18 protein-coding genes and 2 tRNA genes are annotated in these 16844 nt (G+C 72.7%); 7 read left to right on the top strand and 13 right to left on the bottom strand.

Annotation, left to right across the window (positions count from 1 at the left end):
- Positions 1-25 precede the first annotated feature (25 nt).
- The 6 genes from CHF15_RS45110 to CHF15_RS29260 all read left to right on the top strand — a co-directional run bounded on the left by CHF15_RS45110 (position 26) and on the right by CHF15_RS29260 (position 3966).
- The gene (locus CHF15_RS45110) at positions 26-184 is read left to right on the top strand and encodes a hypothetical protein (RefSeq protein WP_018556595.1); all 159 of its coding nucleotides are present in this window, start codon (positions 26-28) and stop codon (positions 182-184) included.
- 34 nt (positions 185-218) lie between these two features.
- On the top strand, positions 219-800 hold the full coding sequence (gene nadD / locus CHF15_RS29280; RefSeq protein WP_089226908.1) for a nicotinate-nucleotide adenylyltransferase: 582 nt from the start codon (positions 219-221) through the stop codon (positions 798-800).
- Between the two features lie 37 nt (positions 801-837).
- Positions 838-2613 (top strand): LCP family protein, encoded by a 1776-nt coding sequence (locus tag CHF15_RS29275; protein ID WP_089226907.1) that lies wholly within the window; start codon positions 838-840, stop codon positions 2611-2613.
- An 86-nt stretch (positions 2614-2699) separates the two neighbouring features.
- Positions 2700-3137 (top strand): ribosome silencing factor, encoded by a 438-nt coding sequence (rsfS, locus tag CHF15_RS29270; protein WP_089226906.1) that lies wholly within the window; start codon positions 2700-2702, stop codon positions 3135-3137.
- On the top strand, positions 3134-3787 hold the full coding sequence (locus tag CHF15_RS29265) for a histidine phosphatase family protein (protein WP_089226905.1): 654 nt from the start codon (positions 3134-3136) through the stop codon (positions 3785-3787). The genes rsfS and CHF15_RS29265 overlap by 4 nt, the downstream gene beginning before the upstream one ends.
- 106 nt (positions 3788-3893) lie before the next feature.
- Positions 3894-3966, top strand: a tRNA-Ala gene (locus CHF15_RS29260).
- A 234-nt stretch (positions 3967-4200) separates the two neighbouring features.
- Here CHF15_RS29260 and CHF15_RS29255 read toward each other — a convergent pair.
- Entirely contained in the window at positions 4201-5475 is a 1275-nt protein-coding gene (locus CHF15_RS29255; protein WP_089226904.1) for a glycosyltransferase 87 family protein, read from the bottom strand.
- 149 nt (positions 5476-5624) lie between these two features.
- Between CHF15_RS29255 and CHF15_RS29250 the strand changes: the two genes are divergently transcribed.
- A tRNA-Ala gene (locus CHF15_RS29250) sits at positions 5625-5697 on the top strand.
- Positions 5698-5786: 89 nt separating this feature from the next.
- Here CHF15_RS29250 and CHF15_RS29245 read toward each other — a convergent pair.
- From CHF15_RS29245 to CHF15_RS29190, 12 genes are all read right to left on the bottom strand, one after another.
- A complete protein-coding gene (locus CHF15_RS29245; protein ID WP_089226903.1) occupies positions 5787-6560 on the bottom strand; it encodes a dienelactone hydrolase family protein in 774 nt (257 codons plus the stop codon).
- A 28-nt stretch (positions 6561-6588) separates the two neighbouring features.
- Positions 6589-6951, bottom strand: coding sequence for a DUF4873 domain-containing protein (locus CHF15_RS29240; RefSeq protein WP_089226902.1), 363 nt, complete (start codon positions 6949-6951; stop codon positions 6589-6591).
- The gene (locus CHF15_RS29235) at positions 6948-7871 is read right to left on the bottom strand and encodes an AurF N-oxygenase family protein (RefSeq protein ID WP_089226901.1); all 924 of its coding nucleotides are present in this window, start codon (positions 7869-7871) and stop codon (positions 6948-6950) included. The genes CHF15_RS29240 and CHF15_RS29235 overlap by 4 nt, the downstream gene beginning before the upstream one ends.
- 9 nt (positions 7872-7880) lie before the next feature.
- Positions 7881-8726, bottom strand: coding sequence for a HesA/MoeB/ThiF family protein (locus CHF15_RS29230; protein WP_089226900.1), 846 nt, complete (start codon positions 8724-8726; stop codon positions 7881-7883).
- Positions 8723-9640 (bottom strand): hypothetical protein, encoded by a 918-nt coding sequence (locus CHF15_RS29225; protein ID WP_089226899.1) that lies wholly within the window; start codon positions 9638-9640, stop codon positions 8723-8725. Before CHF15_RS29225 ends, CHF15_RS29230 begins: the two co-directional genes overlap by 4 nt.
- 31 nt (positions 9641-9671) lie before the next feature.
- Positions 9672-10955: an acyl-CoA dehydrogenase family protein gene (locus tag CHF15_RS29220; protein WP_245939090.1), complete on the bottom strand. Its 1284-nt coding sequence runs from the start codon at positions 10953-10955 to the stop codon at positions 9672-9674.
- Positions 10956-10983: 28 nt separating this feature from the next.
- A complete protein-coding gene (locus CHF15_RS29215; RefSeq protein ID WP_089226898.1) occupies positions 10984-11340 on the bottom strand; it encodes a hypothetical protein in 357 nt (118 codons plus the stop codon).
- A gap of 33 nt (positions 11341-11373) precedes the next feature.
- Entirely contained in the window at positions 11374-12930 is a 1557-nt protein-coding gene (locus CHF15_RS29210) for a GMC family oxidoreductase (RefSeq protein ID WP_089226897.1), read from the bottom strand.
- Positions 12927-13598: an SGNH/GDSL hydrolase family protein gene (locus CHF15_RS29205; protein ID WP_089226896.1), complete on the bottom strand. Its 672-nt coding sequence runs from the start codon at positions 13596-13598 to the stop codon at positions 12927-12929. Before CHF15_RS29205 ends, CHF15_RS29210 begins: the two co-directional genes overlap by 4 nt.
- A complete protein-coding gene (locus CHF15_RS29200) occupies positions 13595-13858 on the bottom strand; it encodes an acyl carrier protein (RefSeq protein WP_089226895.1) in 264 nt (87 codons plus the stop codon). The genes CHF15_RS29205 and CHF15_RS29200 overlap by 4 nt, the downstream gene beginning before the upstream one ends.
- A gap of 39 nt (positions 13859-13897) precedes the next feature.
- A complete protein-coding gene (locus tag CHF15_RS29195; protein ID WP_089226894.1) occupies positions 13898-14929 on the bottom strand; it encodes a ribonucleotide-diphosphate reductase subunit beta in 1032 nt (343 codons plus the stop codon).
- 139 nt (positions 14930-15068) lie between these two features.
- Entirely contained in the window at positions 15069-16760 is a 1692-nt protein-coding gene (locus CHF15_RS29190) for an AMP-binding protein (RefSeq protein WP_107418579.1), read from the bottom strand.
- Positions 16761-16844 lie beyond the last annotated feature (84 nt).

The following is a 16844-nucleotide window of genomic DNA, read 5'->3' as shown; positions in this document are numbered from 1 at the left end:
ACCCGAAGCCACCAAGGGACGCCGAATGACCTCCTACGCGACCGCCGCCGTTCTGACCACGCTCGCCGAGGGCGAGGGCGGCGGCAACCACGAGAGCCTGAGCCCGTACCTCACCGGTGGCGGCGCGCTGTTCGCGCTGCTGCTCCTGCTCTTCATCACCACGCGCTTCAACCGCGACCGCTGAGCTCGATCAGGCGATGCGGGTAGGGTCTATCCGCATGAAGAAGCGAATCGGTGTGATGGGTGGGACGTTCGATCCCGTCCACCACGGCCACCTCGTGGCGGCCAGCGAGGTGGCGCACCTTTTCCAGCTGGACGAGGTGGTCTTCGTGCCCACCGGCCAGCCCTGGCAGAAGAGCACCCAGAAGGTGTCGGCGGCCGAGGACCGCTACCTGATGACGGTGATCGCCACCGCGTCGAACCCGCAGTTCTCGGTCAGCCGCAGCGACATCGAGCGCGGTGGCCGCACGTACACGATCGACACGCTCCGCGACCTGCGGGCCGAGCACCCCGAGGCGGAGCTGTTCTTCATCACCGGGGCGGACGCGCTGGCCCAGATCTTCTCCTGGCGCAAGGCCGAGGAGCTGTTCTCCCTGGCGCACTTCATCGGCGTCACCCGCCCCGGGCACACCTTGTCCGACCCCGGCTTCCCGGCCGGCGGGGTCTCCCTGGTGGAGGTGCCCGCCCTGGCGATCTCCTCGACCGACTGCCGTCAGCGGGTCGCCAAGGGGGAGCCGGTCTGGTATCTCGTGCCCGACGGCGTCGTGCGCTACATCGACAAACGCAGGCTGTACCGGTAAGTGATCAGCGGCTGATCGGCAACTGGAGGGGTCCCCAGTGAACGACTACCCCCGATGGCAATACGCCGAGGGAACACCCGAGCAGGGCGGTCAGGACCCCTACGGAGAGGACCCCTACGCACAGCAGCAGGGCGACTACGCAAACGGTTACGGCAACGAGTACGGGCAGTACGACCCGTACGCCCAGCAGACCGGCCAGCAGCAGGCCTACCAGGGGCAGCAGGCCCAGCAGCAGGGTCAGCAGGGCTACACCGGCCAGCAGCCGTACTACCCGCAGGATCAGCAGCAGCAGTACCAGCAGCCGCAGCAGCACCCCCAGCAGTCTCAACAGCCCCAGCACACGCAGCAGTACCAGGGGTGGATCCCGCAGCAGCCGCAGTACCAGGAGCCGTACTACGAGGAGCAGCAGTACGGGCAGCAGCCCCCTGCGCCGCCGCAGGCACCGGCCCCCCAGGCGCCTCAGCAGGCCCCTCCGGCCCAGCGGCGGCCCGCGTACGAGGAGCCGGCGGCCCGGCCCGCCCCCGGCCGGGCGCCTTCGGGCGAAGACGGCTTCCACACCGGCCAGTTCTCCTTCGTCGACGAGGAGACGGAGGAGTCGGAAGAGGTCATCGACTGGCTGAAGTTCACCGAGTCGCGCACCGAGCGCCGCGAGGAGGCCAGGCGCCGCGGCCGCAACCGCGTGGTCGCCGCGGTCGTCGTCCTGGCGCTGGCCGCCGTCGGCGGCGCCGGCTACCTGTGGAAGGCCGGCAAGATCCCCGGCCTCGGCGGGGACTCGGGGACCGCCCAGCAGGCCGCGGGCGGCCAGAAGCGCGACGTCATCGTGCTGCACCTGCGCCCGGTCGGCAGCGAGGAGACCTCGACCGCGCTGCTGGTCAGCAACTCGACCACCAAGAAGGGCACCACCGTCCTGCTGCCGAACTCGCTCGCGGTGAGCGGTGAAGACGGCGGCAGCACCACGCTCGGGAAGTCCGTCGTGGAGAACGGTTCCGCCCCCACGCGTGAGGCGCTGGACGGCCTGCTCGGCACCAAGATCAGCGGTACCTGGCGGCTGGACACCCCCTACCTGGACAACCTCGTCGAGTCCCTCGGCGGCGTCCTCGTCGACACCGACGCCACCGTGAAGGCCGGGAAGAAGAAGGGCGACAAGACCCTCGTCAAGCCCGGGAAGCAGCAGGAGCTCGGCGGCCAGGCCGCCGTCGCGTACGCCACCTACCGGGGGCCGGGCGAGGGGCCCGACAAGCAGCTCGCGCGCTTCGGGCAGGTCGTCCAGGCCATGCTGAAGAAGATGTACAGCGACCCGGATCTGGCGACCAAGACCGTCGAGGGGCTCAACCAGGTCATCGAGCCGCCGCTGACCGAGAAGGACCTCGGCAGCAGCCTCGCGGCGCTGTCCGAGGAGGCCAAGGGCGGGGACTACACCACCGAGACCCTGCCCGTGGAGCCCGACGGCACGCTGAGCGAGAAGGCCACCGAGGACGTGGTGAAGAAGGTGCTCGGCGGCACCGTCACCAACACCGACTCCGACGGCATCCCCCGGGTCACCCTGCGCAACGCCACCGGCGTCGCCGCCAACACCGGCGAGGCCCAGGTCCAGATCGTCGGCGGCGGCTACACCTTCGTCTCCGGCGCCACCGCGGGCACGCAGGCCGCCTCGCAGGTGCTGTACGCCGACGCCGACCAGAAGGCGAACGCCGAGGAGCTGGCCAAGACGCTCGGCCTGTCCGCCAAGGCCGCCAAGAAGGGCGAGGTGGCCACCAACGCCGACATCACGGTCGTCCTGGGCCAGGACTACAGCCCGCCGAAGAAGGTCTGACCTGGGCGGGCGCATAACCGGTCGGGGACCGAGGACGGTCCGTGAGACCCTGGACGTACGACGTCCCCGACCGGAAAGCCTCACCAGTGACCGCCACGGACCGCTCCATCGAGCTCATCCAGACCGCCGCGCAGGCGGCCGCCGACAAGCTCGCGCACGACATCATCGCCTACGACGTCAGCGACGTCCTCTCCATCACCGACGCGTTCCTGCTGGCCTCGGCGCCCAATGACCGCCAGGTGAAGGCCATCGTCGACGAGGTCGAGGAGCGGCTGCAGAACGAGCTCGGCGTCAAGCCGGTGCGCCGTGAGGGCGAGCGTGACGGCCGCTGGGTCCTGCTCGACTACATCGACATCGTGGTGCACGTCCAGCACTCGGAGGAGCGGGTCTTCTACGCGCTGGAGCGGCTGTGGAAGGACTGCCCCGAGCTCGAGCTGCCCAAGGACGCGGTCGCCACCCGCGGCAAGGCCGATGAGCACGCCCGCGCCACCGCGGCCGCCGACGCGGACGGAGAGCTGATCTGAACGGGCACGCGCGCGGTCGCGGCCGCCGCGTCGTCTTCTGGCGGCACGGTCAGACCTCGTGGAACGTGGAGGGCCGCTTCCAGGGCTCCACGGACATCCCGCTGACCTCCACCGGTGTCGCCCAGGCCAAGCGGGCCGCACGGCTGCTGGCCGCGCTGGAACCGGACGCGATCGTCTCCTCCGACCTGCAGCGCGCCGCCGACACCGCCGCCGAGCTGGCCGCCGTCACGGGCCTGGACATCTCGTACGACGAGGGGCTGCGGGAGACCTACGCGGGTGTCTGGCAGGGCCTGACCCACGAGGAGATCACCCAGCGGTTCGGCGAGGAGTACGCGGCCTGGAAGCGCGGCGAGCCCGTACGGCGCGGCGGCGGCGAACTGGAGACCGAGGTCGCCGAACGGGCCGCCCCGGTGGTGCTCGCGGCGGCCGACAAGCTGCCCGACGGCGGTGTGCTGGTGGTCGTCAGCCACGGCGGTGCCATCCGCACCACCATCGGCCGGCTGCTCGGGCTGGACCCGCGCAGCTGGGAGGCGCTCGGCGGGCTGTCCAACACCTGCTGGTCGGTCCTCGGCGAGGGCGCCCGGGGCTGGCGGCTGCTGGAGCACAACGCCGGGACGCTGCCCGAGCCGGTGCTCGGCGACGACGACTGACGGTCCGCGGGCCGGGGGCGGGGCCGGGTCGCGGCCGATTTCAGGAATCCGGCCCCTACCGGCTAAGCTTCTTCTCGTTCGCCGGGCGGAAAAGCCCGAGGACAGCGGGGCTATAGCTCAGTTGGTAGAGCGCTTGCATGGCATGCAAGAGGTCCGGGGTTCGAATCCCCGTAGCTCCACAGAAGCACCGGATCCCGTCTCCCCTCAGGGGAGGCGGGATCCTCGCGTTTCGTCCGGCCGGTTCCGCGGCCGACCGCTTTCGCCGCGATTTCCGGCAGCGGGCAGGCGTGCCGGGGTCGGACCGTCGGTTCCCGGCTCTCCTCGTCGGCCGGTCCGGCGGCGGGGGCAGGGCGAACCGGCCCTGCCGGCGGAGCTGTTCACGGTGGCCCGGAGCCGTCCCGGGACCACCTCGCTCAGGCGGGTGCCGTGGTGCGGTCCCCGCGCCCGCGCCACGCGGCGGCCGCCGCGAGGCACAGGAACGCCGCCCCGGCGGCCGGGTAGACCGCGGACAAGGCCATCTGGGGCGCGGACTGGTGGAGTTCGGGACGCGCGAGCCCGTCCCCGTGCGGCGTGAGCCACAGCGCGTACGAGCAGAAGAGCAGGCCGAACAGCGCGGCGCCGCCCCACCGCAGCGCGGGCCGGCGGCCGCGCGGGGCACGTCCGCAGAGGAACACGAGCAGGGGGACGGCCCACACCCAGTGGTGCGACCACGAGACCGGGCTGACGAGGAGGCCCGTCACCGCACAGGACAGCACCGCCCAGGCGTGCTCCCCGGAGGCCAGGTGTGCGGCGGCGACGGCCAGGCCCGCGGCGGCCACGAGGACGGCCACGAGGAGCCACCGGCCGCCCGGGTCGCCGGTGTGCAGGGCGCGGGCGAGGACGCCCCGCAGCGACTGGTTGGCGGTGTCCTCCCCGTTGCCGGCGCGGTCGGCGGAGAAGACGGCGCCGGTCCAGAACCGCCTGGAGTCACGCGGCAGTACGAGCGCGGAAAGGCCCGCGGTCGCGGCGAAGGTGACGAAGGCCACGGCCGCCTGCCGCAGCCACGCGTTCCACCGCTCGCGCCGGCGCCAGGCGGCCACCGCCCCGCCGATCGCGAGGAAGAGCACGAACAGCAGCGGGGTCAGTTTGATCCCCGCTGCGATGCCGATGCCGATCCCCGCCGTCCGGCTCCCGCGCCGGGTGAGGTCCCACAGCACCAGGACCGCGAGCAGCAGGTTGATCTGCCCGTACCGCAGTGTCGTCCACACCGGTTCGCACCACACGGCCGCCGCCGCGACGGCGAGCGCGGCCGCCGCCGGCGGGAGCCGCCTAGGCAGTCCTGCCAGCCGGAGTGACAGATGGGCGAGCGCCACCAGCAGGCCCAGGTTGAGCACGGTCGCCGCGACCCGGCAGGCGCCGGTGCCGAGCAGCGTGAGCGGTGTGAAGAGCAGGGCGGCGAACGGCGGGTAGGTGTTGGGCAGACGGGCGTGGGTGACGCGCATCGCGTAGAGGTCCCCGCCGTTGCGCACCGTCCAGCCCTCGGCCCGGTAGACGGTGAGGTCGATCATCGAGACGTGCGCGGCCCGTTGGGCGGCCCAGAAGGCCGCGAAGGAGACCAGGCAGACGAGTGCCGCGACGAGCGTGGCCCGCCGTACCGGCAGGCCCCGGGGCGCGTTCTCGGCGGCGGCCCTGGGCTGTGTCGCGGTCACTGCGGGCTGCTCCAGTCTCGGTCGGGGAGGGGGTCAGCCGACAGTACCGGGCGCCCTGTCGGGGCGGCCAGGAATGGATTTGGCGAAGGGCCCCCATGGCCGTGTAATGTATGCCAGGTCGCCGGGGGAACCCGGGAGAACGACATCGCGGGGCTATAGCTCAGTTGGTAGAGCGCTTGCATGGCATGCAAGAGGTCCGGGGTTCGAATCCCCGTAGCTCCACTTCCACAGTGTGACGGGAGCCCGTCCGATCGCCTCGATCGGACGGGCTCTTCGCGTTCCGCGGCGGCCGCTTCCGCGGTGGCCGCCCCTCAGCCGGCCGCCGCGCGCCCGGCGAAGGCCAGTACCCTGCGCCAGGCGTCGGCCGAGGCCTCGGCGTGATCGCCCTGCTTCACGTCGAAGAAGCTGTGCGGGGCGCCCGGGTAGGTGACCACCTCGTGCTCGACCCCCGCCTCGGCGAGGGCGTGCTCGAAGGCGTTGACGTGCTCCCGCGGGATGCCGGGGTCGTCCCCCGCCATCAGCGCGAGCACCGGGGCTGTCAGCTCGCCCGCCCGCCGGGTGGGCCCGGGGGAGCCGTCCGGTCCGGGGGCGGGCCAGCAGTAGAAGCCCACGGTCCCGGCGAGGCCGTGGCCCGCCCGCTTCGTGCCCGCGAGGACGGCCAGACGGCCCCCGATGCAGAAGCCCGCGGTGACGATCCGGTGCCGCGCGCCGCCCTCGGGGGAGCGCAGATGCGCCACCGCCGCGGAGAGGTCGTCGTACAGGCCGCGCGGGGTGAGCCGCACCATGTGCTCCTCCACCGGGAAGTCCGGGCCGCGCTCGCCGGCCCCGGCGGTGCGGCCGTAGTAGTCCACGACCACGGCGTGGTGGCCGTGCTCGGCGAAGCGCCGGGCCAGCTCGATGTAGAAGCGGTAGAGCCCGCGCACATCGGGCAGGATGACGACGCCGAGGCCGGAGGGGTTCTCCGGTACGGCCTCGAAGGCGGCGAAGCGGGTTCCGTCCCGCGCGGTGAGCGTGATCAGGTGGTCCCGGACGAGGGCCTGCGGCCCGTGGGGCACCGGAGGCGCGGAGTCGGCGTCGAAGCACATGGTGCGGCTCCCTGGGGGTTCTCGCGGGTCAGTTCTCTGGGCCGGGCGTGGCCATGGCGGTGAACGGGGGCGTGCTCGTGCCCTCGACCCGCAGCCGCTGCCACAGGTCGGGGTCGGAGAGCTGACCCTCGGCCCGGCCGTGCGGGGTGCACACGGTGACGGGGACCGGCCGGCCGGCGACCAGGGCGGACAGCCGGGCGTCGGGGGCCAGCCGGCCGTACCAGTGGTAGCGGCCGTCGAGCGGCTGGAAGCAGCCGGTCAGCCTGACCTCGACGTCGAGGGCACGGCCGGCCACCAGCAGGGTGGCCGGTCCGGAGTAGCCGTCCTCGTCGTGGTCGTGGTCGTGGTCGTGGTCGTGGCGGTCGTGGGGCCCGGGGCCGTGGGCGGTCACGACAGCCAGCCGGCCTCGCGCCAGACCTTCTCCGACGGGCCGCCGATCAGCCCGATCTGCTGGTAGTACGCGGCGATCCGCTGACCCCCGTACTTCGCGTTCTCGATGTTGTTGGGGTTGGCGCGGGCCGCCGCGACCGCGGTCTTCGGATCGAGCCCGGCACGCTGGTACATCAGCGGGTTGTAGCGGTCCTTGCGCATGCCCGCCACGATCCCCGCCAGAAGCCGGCGCAGCGCGCCGAGCCGGGCCCTGGACAGGGTGGGCACGAAGCGCTCGAGCTCGGTGCGGGCGAAGGAGATGTGCCGGGCCTCCTCCACGACGTGGATGCGGGCGACCGCGCGCACGACGGGCTGGATGGTCTCGTCGCCCGACTGCTCGCGCTGGAAGCGGTCGAAGAACTCCTCGGTGAGCAGGATCAGCGCCCACAGCGCCGGCACCGGCGCGAAGGTCTTGAGCAGCAGCCCGCTGCGGAGGGTCTTCGGCGGCGTCGGGTAGATCTCGGCCCCGGTCTTCTCCACCAGCCTGGCGAACATGATCATGTGCCGGACCTCGTCCGCCACCTCGGTCAGCGCGAACTGCACCTGCGGGGTCGACACGTCGCGCTTGTAGACGTACCGGGAGACCAGGTGGAGCAGGACGTGCTCGGTCCACACCCCGACGGCGACCGAGGCGGCCAGCTCCTCACGGCTGAGCAGCATCTTCTGCTCGGTGCCGAGCGAGTCCCACAACTCGGTGCCGTAGAGCGAGCAGCGCTTCTCCGCGAGGAACCACTTGCCCTCGGCGAGCGGGGCGTCCCAGTCGATGTCCACCAGGGGGTCGTACGAGTGCCGGGCGGACGCGATGAGCAGCTGGGCCGCCTTCTTCGTCTGGCGGGCGGCCGGATCGGCCTTGGGATCGGGCTTGAGCAGTTCGGACGTCATCTCTTCCTCCTAGGACTGCGGTCGGACGATCTGGTGGACGTCCAGCGACAGGGCCTCGCGGACGGGACGGCCGGCCAGCACCTCGACGACGTAACGGGCCGTCAGGACGCCGAAGAGCAGCGAGGTGTAGACCAGCTGCGGAACGCTGTAGTCCGGCTCGTCGCGGTGGGCGCGTATGTCGGCCAGCAGGTCCCCGGGCACCAGCTCGCGCGGCACGATCCGCAGCAGCAGCTCCCACACCGACTCGGTGGCGACCTGCTCCGCGGTGACCTCGCCGGCCAGCGGCGGCAGCCCGAGGCGGTAGTCGTAGTAGCGGACGTACTGGGTCCCGGACATGTCGTAGCCGGAGACGACCGGACGGCCCTGGGCCGCCGCCTCCGCGTGCAGGGCGTACTTGGCGCGCCAGCCCGCCGGGGTGGTCACGTCGACACCGTCGACGACGATGTCGCAACCGCCCAGCAGCGCCTTGGCGTTCTCCGGCCGGATGCCCTCCGGGCGCACCTCGGCGACCGCGTGCGGGTTCACGGCGCGGACGCGCTCGGCGGCCACTTCGGCCTTGTTGCGGCCGATGTCGGCGTGCGCGGCGTGCTGCCGGTTGAGGTTGTTCAGCTCGTACGCGCCGGGCTCGGCGAGGACGAAGTGCTGGACGCCCAGCCGGGTCAGCGGGTCGACGGCCGCGCCACCCGTCGACCCGCAGCCCGCGACGAGCACCACGGCCGTCCGCAGCGCCCGCTGCGCGGCCTCCGGGATCAGGCCGCGGTTGCGCTCGGTGAACGCGGCGTAGAACGTGTCGGGGGCGCCGCCCGTCCCGGCGGCGCCGGTGGGGCCGGGGGCGGTCGTGTGGATGCCGGTCATACGTGAACCCTCCGCAGGCGGCCGCCGACCGTCTCCACCAGGCCCTTGAGGGCGTCGAGCGGATTGCGGTCGGTCAGGGCGCGGTCGATGTCTCGGATCAGTCGCTGCAGTTCCTCGCCGTGCGGAGCCCGCGCCACGAAGGGCTTCACCACGTCGCGTTGCGTGTAGAGCGGGAACATCAGGTCGTCGGCGGGCAGCGAGGGCCGGGTGCCCTCCAGCACCGTGATGTCCTTCAGGCTGCGCAGCAGCCTGCGGATCGCGATGCCCTCCTCGCCGTCGCCCACGAGTACCTCGGGGGCCGGCTCGATACGGCCGAGGGCCGTGTAGAAGCCGAGCATCAGCTCCAGTGCCAGACGCAGCCGCGCGTAGGCGCTGGAACGATTCTGCTCGGCGCGGTGCACCAGCCTCTTGACCTCCCAGACACGGCTGGTGTCGAGGTCCCCGTCGCACTCCACGTGCTCGAAGAGGTTGACCCCGTGGGCGACCTCGCACGGGAAGAGCGCCCGCGCGGGGTCCTTGAGACGCAGCGGCACCTGGTCGGTCGAGCCGACCAGCGAGAGGTAGCGCAGGATCGCGCCGCTCTCCCCGTCGAGGGCGAGCACGTGGATCTCGTTCCCGTGACCCCCGTGGGGTTCGGTCACCAGGGAGCGCCGGAAGGCGAGATCCGCGCTGGCGAACCTCAGGCGCAGGTACTGGGCGAGCCGGAAGCCGTAGATGCCGTGGCGGTACGGCTCCGGCAGCCCGTCGTTGCGCACGGCGAGGACGGTCGGGCCGCCGGGCCGCTCGCAGTGGTAGAGGAGGCTCTCCGCGGGCACCTGGGCGGCGAGCCCCGTGAAACTGGTCAGGCTGTGCACCATCTGCACCTCGGCGGCGTAGACGTCGGTGCTGCGGGCCCGTTCGAGTGTCTGCTCCATGACGATGACTCCCCCGTTCCAACAGCGCGTCTCAGGCGCGGTGGCCGTAGAGGGCGCCGGTGACAGCCAGCGCGAGGACCTCGGGGGTGCCCTCGTAGATGCGGGCCCCGAAGGACTCGCGGACGAACTTCTCGACGTCGTACTCCCGGCAGTAGCCGCGGGCGCCGAGCATCGACATGGCCTCCTCGGCCACCTCGATGGCGATCCGGTCCGCGAAGAGCTTGGCGGCGGCCGGGCCGTAGGTGGGGGCCGGCAGCATGTTGTCGGCCTGGTGCGCGGCCTGGAGGTACAGCAGCCGGGCGGCGTCGATCTTCACGGACATCTCGGCGAGCTTCCGCGCGCTGAACTGGTGCCGGTACAGCGGCACCCCGGCCTGGACGCGCTCGCCGCACCACTGCCTGGCGATCTCGAACGCGCCCCGGGCGACGCCGGTGGAGATCGCGGCGACGGTGGTGCGGGCCTGGTTGGACTGCATGGTGAGGAAGTTCCAGCCGTTGCCCTCGCCGTGCACGACATTCGCGGCGGGCACGTGGACGTCCTCGAAGACCAGGGTGGTGCCCAGGCAGGCGCGGTAGCCCATCTTGTCCGCGACCGGGCCGCGGGTCACGCCCTCGCTGTCCAGCGGGACGACGAAGGTGGTCAGGCCGTCCGCCCCGGGATGCCCCTCGAGGTTGGCGAAGACGGTGCACCACTCGGCCACCGCGCCGTTGGTGATGAACCGCTTGACGCCGTTGAGGACGTAGCCGTCGCCCTCCCGGCGGGCGGTCGTCACCTCCTGCGCGTGCGGGGAGTTCTCCGGGATGAGCAGGTCGCAGCCGGCCACTTCCTCGGTGATGGCGTTGCAGGCGAGCACCGGCTCGGCGCCGAGGAACCCGGGGACGAACCGGGCCTGGAGGGCGGGGTCGCCGGAGGCGAGCACGCTGCTCTGGCCGAGCAGCGAGGCGCCGAAGACCAGCGCGGTGCTCGCGCAGACCGCGGCCAGCTCCTCCAGGGCGACGGCGACACCGAGCACCCCCACGCCGCGGCCGCCGAACTCCTCGGGCAGCGTCATCCGCAACAGCCCCAGCTCGTGGCCCTTGCGGACGATCTCCCAGTCGAAGTCGTCGTGCGGCGCGAGGTCGTTCGCGAGCACGCGGGGCCTGACGACGGTGCGCGCGAACTCGCGGACCTCGTCGCGCAGCCGTTCCACCTCGGGCGGCAGCGTGAACAGGGAGGGCATGGCGGCCGCGCTGAGGGCGGCGGTGTCGGACAGGGTCGGCGCATTGGTGACGGTGCCGGTGCTGACGGCGGCGGTCATGGCGGTCATGCCTTTCATGGGTGTCGTCGTACGGTCGTCGGACGCGTCAGGAACGGGGCCGGGCGGACAGCTCGGCGTACGTGGCGCACACGGCCGGCAGCAGGTCGGCCAGCTGCCGGACCCGGCCGACCGGGCCCTTGATCGCCAGCCGGCGCTCCACCACGGCGTTCATCAGCGGCAGCCGGCCGCTCCAGATCTCGTGGGCGGTGTCCTGCCCCATCTCGAAGCGCAGGGTGGGCGGGAACGGCGGCTCGCCCGCGGCCACGCCGTCGGAGGAGACGAAGACGGCGGCGCCGGGCTCCGGCGGGACGAAGTACAGCGAGAGCCCGCGGTCCTTCAGTCGTGCGGTGAAGTCGTCGTCGGCGAGCAGGGCGCCGAACAGCGTCCGGTGGTCCACGGTCATGGCGGAGGGGCCTTTCGGTTCGTCGGGCTCGGGTCAGGTGGCGCGCAGCAGGTCGGCCGCGCGCTCGGCGAGCATCACGGTCGGGGCGTGGGTGTGCGCGCGGGGGATGACGGGAAGCGCGGCGGCATCGACGACGCGCAGTCCCGCCGTCCCCCGGACGCGGAACCGGGGATCCACGACCGACGCCTCGTCCGCCCCCATGCGGCAGGTGCCCACGGGGTGGTAGAGCGTCTGCGCGTGGCGGCGTACGAGGGCGGCCACGGCGTCCGCGGAACCGTCCAGGACCCCGGCGACCAGCGGCTGCCCGAGCCACGGAGCCAGCGGTTCCCGGCGGAGGATGTCCTGGGCCCGGCGGACGCCCGCGGTCAGCGTGGCCAGGTCGGTCCCGCCCGGGTCGGTCAGGTAACCGGGGTCGATCAGGGGCGCGGCCGCCGGATCGGCGGACCGCAGCGTGATCCGGCCGCGGCTCTCGGGCTGCAGCAGGACGACGCTGAGCGTCACCCCGTGCCCGGGATCGCCGCGCCCGTGGTCGAGGAACGGCACCGGCATCCAGAGCAGTTCGACGTCCGGTGGCGCCGGCCGCTCGTCGGTGCGCAGCCAGACCACGGCCTCGGCGAGGTTGGAGCTCAGCTTCCCGGTGCGGTGGCGGAAGTAGCGCATCACGTCCTCGCCCTGGTCGCCGACGCCCGGCGAGACCGGCTCGCGGGCGGCCAGCGCGAGCGGCGCGAAGAGGTGGTCGCTCAGCCCCTGTCCCACCTCGGGCAGTTCCACGGCGACCGGGATGCCGTGCGCGCGCAGTTCCTCCGGGTCGCCGACGCCGGACAGCATGAGCAGGTGCGGGCTGCCCACCGCGCCCGCGGCGAGGATCACCTCGCGGGCCGCCGCCACCGTCCGTACGCCCTCCGGGGTGGCGACCTCGACGCCGACCGCGCGGGTGCCGTCGAGCACGACCCGCCGGGCGTGCCCCGCGGTGAGCACGGTCAGGTTGTCCCGGCCGAGGGCGGGGCGCAGATAGGCGTCGGCGGTGCTCCGGCGGCGGCCGTTGCGCTGGGTGACGCGGATCGGCCCGCAGCCCTCGGGCGCCGTCCACTCGGTGTCGCCCATCGGGGGGACGCCCGCCTTGGCGCAGGCGGCGAGGAAGTCGGCCGTGGTCGGGTTGGGGTCGCGCAGGTGACGGACGTCCAGTGCCTCCTCGGCCTTGCGGAAGTACGGCTCCACCTCGGCGAATCCCCAGCCGGCGAGGCCTGCGGCGGCCCAGCCGTCGTAATCCGCCCGGTGACCGCGCGTCCAGATCTGCGCGTTGAGCGAGGAGGAACCGCCCAGGGTCCTGCCCCGCGGCCAGTAGACCTCGCGGCCGCCCAGGGCCGGCTGGGGGGCGGTGGAGAAGGCCCAGTCGTACTCCGTGCCGAAGAGCTTGGGGAAAGCGGCCGGGATGCTGATCTCCGCTCTGCGGTCGGGTCCGCCCGCCTCGACGAGGACGACCCGCACCGAGGGGTCCTCGCTGAGCCGCGCGGCGAGGACGCAGCCGGCGGAGCCGGCGCCGACCACGACGTAGTCGGCGCCGGCGACCGAGGCGGCGGGCCCGGTCACGCGATGTCCTGCGCGAGGTTGCGGATGATCTCGGACGCGAGCACCGCGTGCCCGTGCATCGAGAAGTGGATCCCGTCCCCGCTCATCAGCGTGGGCTCGTTCCGCACCGGGTGCCGCTCCATCTCCACGACGGTGGCCTCGTAGCGGCCGGCCACGGCCCTGATCCGCTCGTTCAGCGCGGTGATCCTGGTGCGGAACTCGACCAGTTCGGGGAAGGCGTCGAAGATGTCGGCGACCGTGAAGGCGAAGATGTGCGCCTTCTGCTCGCGCAGCGCCCGGTAGACGGCGTCGAGGTCGGCCTCGACGGCGTCCAGGTCGGGCTCCGGCACGAAGAGGTCGTTGCCGCCGGAGGCGACGTTCACCAGATCGGGGCCGAAAGCCAGCACCCGCTCCAGCTGCGTCTCGCGCACCTGCGCCGTGCGCAGCCCCGTCTCACCGGTGTTGAGGTACTCCAGGCCGCGCCGGGTGGCCCGCAGGGCGTTCGCCACCCGCTCGGGCCAGGACACGTCGGCGTAGCCGGGGCACGGGCCGCCCACGCCCTCGGCGAAGCTGTCGCCCATCACGGCGAACCGCTGCCAGGGCGCCGGGCGCAGCAGCTCCGCCGCCTCGTCCGCCGGGAGGCAGTGCCGGTCGGCGCCCTCCTTCGCCGGGGTCACGGCGGCGCTCATGCGGCGTCGATGGGGGTGGCGAGGGCCCGCACGACCAGGTCCTCGACGTCCTGGACGGTGGTGATGTCGGGCACCGTCCCCTGGCTCATGGAGCTGAGGCCGAAGGCGGACTCGATCTGCAGCGACAGCTCGATCACGGCGAGGGAGTCGTAGCCGAGGTCCTCCACCAGGAGGTCGGCGGGGGCGACGTCCCGCTTGCCGCTCGGGCTCATCTCGCCGACGATCTCGCGGACCCTGGCGCGGGTGTTCTCGTTGGGCATGACGGACTCACTTTCCTGAGAGGGGTACCGAGGGGTGGTTCACCGGGCGGCGGCGCGGGCCGCGGCGGCACGGATCGGGTGCGGCGCCGACCAGCGCTCCTCGTAGGCGGACAGCGCCTTGTCGATCTCCGCGCGCCAGGCCCGCCCGGCGCGGTCGGCCAGTTGGGGCAGGCCGATCAGGCGCAGCTGCTTGACCAGCCGCTCCTCGCCGATGTCGACGGCCCCCTGCAACTGCGCGGCCCGGCTGGCGAGCGCGGCGGGGATGGCGGGAGACGGGTTGTGCCGGGCCGGGCCGACGAGCACCCAGGCCGCCATGCCGATCGCCTCGAAGTGGGCGTCCTCGACCACCCGGCCGTATCCGCGCGCCACACCGTCCTCGGCGGCGCGCAGCCCGAACGAGACGTGCCGCGACTCGTCGCGCGTGACGTTGGTGAGCCCCTCCTCCAGGGCGGCCAGTCGCAGCCGCCGGGCGAGGAAGCGGGTGGTGCGCAGCGCGGTGGCGGCCAGTACGCCCTCGGTGATCAGGTGGTAGTAGACCAGGGCGCGGTACCAGGACTCGGTGTCGCCGCTGCGCCGGACCTCCGAGGTGACCCTGGTGAGTTCGGGGGCGAAGACCTTGGCGTAGTCGGCCGCCGCCTCCAGGTCGCCGCCCTCCGCGGCGTCGAGGTCGATGCCGCAGGCGTCCTCCAGGTAGGTCTGGAAGAACCGCACATGGCGCGCCTCGTCGGCGAGCTGGGTGCACAGGTAGATGCGGTCGTCCTCGGTCGGCGGGCTGTCGATGAGCGTGCCGAGGGTGTGGGTCACCGCGACCTCGCCGACCTCCAGTTCGGCCAGTGCGCCCAGCATCTGCTGCCGCATGAAGGGGGTGAGGGCGTTCCAGCGCTCCGCGTCCCGGGCCGGGGCGACCTGCGCGACGCTCCACTGCTGGCGTTCCCAGCGGCGGTAGAGGTCGGCGGAGGTGGCCAGCCGGCCCTGCCGTTCCTGCCCGTGCTCATCGGTGCCGGGTTCCGCGGTGATGTCGGGGACATAGCCCTGGCCGGGGCCGGTGTCCGTGGTGGCGGCAGTCGTCATTGCACTTTCTCCTTGTGGGAATTCACGTCTTCAGGGCATGCGTGACCGCTGCGGGAACGCGGTGGAATTCACGAATCGCGGAAGGACCTCACGGCGGATGCGCGTGCCCGGTGGGGGCGGGCGCCCGGAGGGCGCGGCGTCAGCCGGTGACGGGGGCGGCGGGAGCCGTGCCGTGCACGACCTCCCCGAGGGCCGCCCCGTCCTGGAAGCGGCGCCAGAGCAGGCGCCGGCGCGGCTTGCCGCTGGAGGTGCGGGGGATGCCGCCCCGCGCGGCGCGGACCACGGTGACCCTGACGGTGTCGTCGGTGGCGGCGCGGATCACGGCGAGGGCGCCGTCGAGCCAGCCGGAGTCGCCCGCTTCGACGACGGCCACCACGTGGTGGGCCTCGCCGGTCGTACCGAGGGCGACGGCGCAGCGCCCGGAGGGGATGCCGTCGACCGCGGTGAGCCCGGTCTCGAGGTCCTCCGCGTGCACCTTGCGGCCCCGGACCTTGATGCTGTCGCCGACCCGGCCGACCACGAACAGCTCGCCCTCCAGCAGGAATCCCGCGTCGCCGGTGCGCAGGCCGTTGTCCGTGAAGTTCGACGAGGCGTCCGGTACGCGGGAGCGGTAGCCGCCGGCCACGGACGTCCCCCGGACGCGGATCTCGCCGAAGTGCCCCTCGGGGAGCACGGCGCCGTCCTCGTCGACGATGTCCACGGCGGCGCCCGGCACCGCCGGGCCGCAGGAGGTCAGCCAGCTCGCCCCGCCGTCGGGGTGGACGGTCCCCAGCTCTCCCCGGCCGGTGGGCACGACGGGCCGGCCGGTGTGCAGTCCGCCCTCCAGCCGTACCGTGCGCGCCCCGGAGCCCGGCGTGACGCCCGAGACCGCCAGGGTGGCCTCGGCGAGGCCGTAGCAGGGGGCGAAAGCGGTGGTGCGGAAGCCGTGCGGGGCGAGCAGCGCGGCGAACGCGGCGGCGGCGCGGGGGTCGATGCGCTCCGCCCCGTTCATGGCGACCCGCCAGTGGGAGAAGTCCATTCCCTCCAGGTCCTGCGGACGGACGCGTTTGGCGGTGTAGCCGTAGCCGAAGTTGGGGGCGGTGGTCATGGTCGCGCCATGCCGGCCATGCGCCTCCAGCCAGCGCAGCGGGTTCCGCACGAAGTCCAGGGGCGACATGAGCCAGAGGTCGATCCGGGCCGTGAGCGAACCGAGGAACGTCCCGATGAGCCCCATGTCGTGGTAGAGCGGGAGCCAGGACGAGCAGGAGTCGGCAGCGGTCGTGCCCAGCCACTCGTGAATGCTCCGGACGTTCGCCGCGAGATTGTCCCGGGACACGCGGACACCCTTCGGCGAACCGCTGGAACCGGAGGTGAACTGCAGCAGCCCGAGTTCCGCCGGAGTGCGTCGCGCGGAATCTCCGACCGATAATCCGGCCGACTCCTCCAGAAGTATCACGTTGCCGCCGCCGAGTTGCGCCGAGGTCTTCTCCGCTATTTCCGCGAGGGATGCGTCGGACAGCACCAGAGCCGGTTCCGCGACTTTCAGGACGTCCGTGACGTGCTCGGTGTACCGATCATTTCCCTGGAAAGTGAGGGGCGAGGCGATCGGAGCCGGGGTGAGGCCGGCCAGCATGGTGCCGAGGAAGGCGGGTGCGAAGTCACGTACCTCGTTGACCAGCAGAGACACCACATCGCCGGGCTGCGCGCCGTGAGCGTGGAGCAAGGCCGCCACCCGGTGGGCCTCGCCGGCCAGTGTGCTGTGGGAAACGAACGACCAGCCGGTCACGGAATCGGAGAAGTGGATTCCCCGGTCGTCGGCGGCATGGTCGATCCAATCAAGAACGGTGTGCACCAGGTCCCCCCGTGGTCACTGATCTACGAGCCGGAAAATGGTCGTTCCCGAACTTCCGGCCCTGCCGCGACCGAGTCTGCCACG

It is taken from the genome of Actinacidiphila glaucinigra (genome assembly GCF_900188405.1).
In the GTDB taxonomy this organism is placed as follows: Bacteria; Actinomycetota; Actinomycetes; order Streptomycetales; family Streptomycetaceae; genus Actinacidiphila; species Actinacidiphila glaucinigra.
Note: the sequence above shows the minus strand (reverse complement) of the source record. Positions and strands in the feature narration are given on the sequence as shown.

Coding starts and splice junctions, on each gene's coding strand:
- CHF15_RS45110 (WP_018556595.1), top strand. CDS start 26: ATGACCTCCTACGCGACCGCCGCCGTTCTGACCACGCTCGCCGAGGGC.
- nadD (WP_089226908.1), top strand. CDS start 219: ATGAAGAAGCGAATCGGTGTGATGGGTGGGACGTTCGATCCCGTCCAC.
- CHF15_RS29245 (WP_089226903.1), bottom strand. CDS start 6,560: ATGTGCTTCGACGCCGACTCCGCGCCTCCGGTGCCCCACGGGCCGCAG.
- CHF15_RS29235 (WP_089226901.1), bottom strand. CDS start 7,871: ATGACGTCCGAACTGCTCAAGCCCGATCCCAAGGCCGATCCGGCCGCC.
- CHF15_RS29230 (WP_089226900.1), bottom strand. CDS start 8,726: ATGACCGGCATCCACACGACCGCCCCCGGCCCCACCGGCGCCGCCGGG.
- CHF15_RS29225 (WP_089226899.1), bottom strand. CDS start 9,640: ATGGAGCAGACACTCGAACGGGCCCGCAGCACCGACGTCTACGCCGCC.
- CHF15_RS29220 (WP_245939090.1), bottom strand. CDS start 10,955: ATGAAAGGCATGACCGCCATGACCGCCGCCGTCAGCACCGGCACCGTC.
- CHF15_RS29215 (WP_089226898.1), bottom strand. CDS start 11,340: ATGACCGTGGACCACCGGACGCTGTTCGGCGCCCTGCTCGCCGACGAC.
- CHF15_RS29205 (WP_089226896.1), bottom strand. CDS start 13,598: ATGAGCGCCGCCGTGACCCCGGCGAAGGAGGGCGCCGACCGGCACTGC.
- CHF15_RS29200 (WP_089226895.1), bottom strand. CDS start 13,858: ATGCCCAACGAGAACACCCGCGCCAGGGTCCGCGAGATCGTCGGCGAG.
- CHF15_RS29195 (WP_089226894.1), bottom strand. CDS start 14,929: ATGACGACTGCCGCCACCACGGACACCGGCCCCGGCCAGGGCTATGTC.